Source organism: Pseudomonas sp. CG7, assembly GCF_023701885.1.
GTDB lineage: Bacteria > Pseudomonadota > Gammaproteobacteria > Pseudomonadales > Pseudomonadaceae > Aquipseudomonas > Aquipseudomonas zanjanensis.
The window spans coordinates 1-2,679 of sequence record NZ_JABAEE010000166.1 but is presented as its reverse complement, the minus strand read 5'-3'; the positions used below and the strand labels follow the sequence as shown (position 1 = coordinate 2,679).

2 protein-coding genes are annotated in these 2,679 nt (G+C 62.2%); one reads left to right on the top strand and one right to left on the bottom strand.

All coding sequences use genetic code 11. The features are described from left to right. The coding region (locus tag HGO40_RS30355; RefSeq protein WP_250966045.1) for an anti-virulence regulator CigR family protein at nt 1–358 on the top strand (358 nt) is incomplete at its 5' end. 257 nt (nt 359–615) lie between these two features. Here the strand turns inward: HGO40_RS30355 and HGO40_RS30345 are convergent. Continuing rightward, nucleotides 616–2,460, bottom strand: coding sequence for a sigma-54-dependent Fis family transcriptional regulator (locus HGO40_RS30345; RefSeq protein ID WP_250966044.1), 1,845 nt, complete (start codon nt 2,458–2,460; stop codon nt 616–618). Nucleotides 2,461–2,679 lie beyond the last annotated feature (219 nt).

The following is a 2,679-nucleotide window of genomic DNA, read 5'->3' as shown; positions in this document are numbered from 1 at the left end:
GAATCCTGGTGACAAGGGTGGCCAGGGCGGCAAAGGCAACCAAGGCGGCAAGGGAAACCAAGGCGGTGGCAGTGATTGGCATAACGGCCCCAGCATCGACCGTGGCGGCATCCTGGGTGTGATTGGCGGTTATCGCGATTATTGGAGCCCCGGCCCGGCATTGCCGCCGGGCATCCAGAAAAACCTGGCCCGAGGCAAGCCGTTGCCACCCGGCATCGCCAAGAAGCTCGATGGCCGGCTGTTGGGACGCTTGCCGCACTATGACGGTTATGAATGGCAGCAGGTCGGCACGGACCTGATCCTGGTGGCGATTGCCACTGGCATCATTTATGAAGTGCTCAACGGTGCGTTCGACTGAGCCGGCACCATTCTCGGTTGAACTGACGCTATCGCGAGCAAGCTCGCTCCCACAGGTTTCGTGGGTGTTCAAGCAATCGGCGTTCACACAAATTCCTTGTGGGAGCGAGCCTGCGCGCGAAAGCGGGGTGTCATTCAGCATTGAGGTTGGCTGACCCGACGCCTTCGCGAGCAGGCTCGCTCCCACATTTTTTTCCAGGTGTTCTCGGGTAGCGCATTTCCCCCTGTGGGAGTGGGCTTGCTCCCACAGGTTTTGTATCAGCTTTCCAGCTGCCGCAGGCGTTTGTACAAGGTATTGCGGCTGACCCCCAGTCGGCGCGCCAGGTGCGAGATATTCCCGCCCACGGCCTGAAGCTGGCGGTTCAGGTCTTCGGCATCGTTGAGGTCCACCGTCAGTGGTTCAGGGGTTTCCACCGGTTCCATTTCCAGGTCGACAAAAAAGTCGTCGGGCAAATGCTCCGGACGGATCGGCTGTTCCTCGGCCATCGCCAGGGCCACTTGCAGCACGCTGCTGACCTGTCGCAGGTTGCCCGGCCAGGGGTGGCGTTCAAACAGGTCCAATACCTCACGGCTCAGGCCGGCCCATTGGGTTGGTTCGCGGTGGGGTTCCCACAGGCGCTTGAACAGGGCCTGCTTGTCGCTGCGTTCGCGCAAGGGCGGCAGTTCCAGGGTCAGGCCGCCGATGCGGTAGTACAAGTCTTCGCGAAACCGCCCCAGTTGCACCTGTTCGCGCAGTGAGCGGTTGGTGGCGGAGATGATGCGGATGTCCACCGGGAACAGCTCGGCGCTGCCCACCGGTTGCACGCAACGTTCCTGCAAGACCCGCAGCAGCCGGGCCTGGGTCGGCAGGGGCATGTCGCCAATCTCGTCGAGAAACAGCGTGCCGCGGTCGGCCTTGCGGATCAGGCCGATGCTGCCTTTCTGGTTGGCGCCGGTGAACGCGCCTTTCTCATAACCGAACAATTCCGACTCCACCAACTCGGCGGGGATCGCGGCGCAGTTCACGGCAATGAATGGCTGCTTGGCGCGCGAACTGGCCTGGTGCAGGGCCTTGACGAACACTTCCTTGCCGACGCCGGTCTCGCCATGGATCAACAGTGGAATGTCCTTCTCCAGCAAGCGCTCGGCCTGGCGCACGGCTTTCTCCACGCGGCTGTCACCGAAGTGCAGGGTGTTGAGGCCGATGGTGTTGCTGGCGGGGGCCGGCGCAGGCGTTGCTTCGGTGAACACGCGTGCCCTGATCGACACCTGACTCGGGCGCCTGAGCAGACATTGGAATCGATTGCTGCCAGACGCTTGCAGGGCGAATGGCAGGCCGTCGGGTTGGTTCAGCAGTTCCAGCAGCGACACCTTGAACAGGCTTTCGATGCTGACCCGCGACAAGCTCAGGCCCAGCAGGTTATCCGCGCGTCGATTCGCCGAGAGCACCTGGCCGCTTTCATCGAAAATCAACAGCCCGGCCCACTGGCTGTCGAGGTTGTTCAAACCGGTGTTGAACGTCAGTTGGAAGTGTTCACCGCGAAACAGGTTGAGGATCAACCGGTTCTCCACGGTCTGGCTCATCATCTTGACCATGCCCAGGGTGTGGGACGGCGGCAGGTAGCTGTCGCTGGAGACGTCCAGCACGGCGATGACCTTGCGCTCGGCATCGAAGATCGGCGCGGCGGAGCCGGTCATGAAGCGGTTGGCCTTGAGGAAGTGTTCATCGTGCTCGATGTGCACCGCCTGTTCGCAGGCCAGCGCGGTGCCGATGGCGTTGGTGCCGGTGCAGCGCTCCATCCAGCTCGCCCCGGCGCTGAAGCCATGGGCCAGTTTCGGCTCGATGAAGCGCTGGGTGCCCCAGGAGGTCAGCACTTGGCCCTGGTTGTCGGCCAGCATGATCAGGCAATTGGAGTTGCTGAGGATGTTCTCGTAATACGGCAAGACCTCCTGATGGGTGGTCTGCACCAGCGAATGCTGGCTTTCCAGCAAGTGGGCGATGCCTTGGGCGGGCAACTGATCGAAGGCCGGCACGCTCTGGTGATTCAGGCCGAAGGCGCGGCAACGGGACCAGGAAGCCTGGATGATGGCCTCGTGGGACAAGGCAGGAGCAGGTGCGGCCATGGGGCACTCTCGCAGGAGCTGTTTTTATTGTTGTGGCAAGTCTCGCACAGACTCCTTGTGCTGGGGCAGGCCTGAATACCACTTCATACATCAACCCTGTGGGAGCGAGCTTGCTCGCGATAGCGGTATGTCAGCCACCTCATAGGAGCGGACGAACCGCGATAGCGGGCCAGCTGGCTCCCACCCGGGGGAGAGGGAGGGGATGCAGCAAAGTGTGTT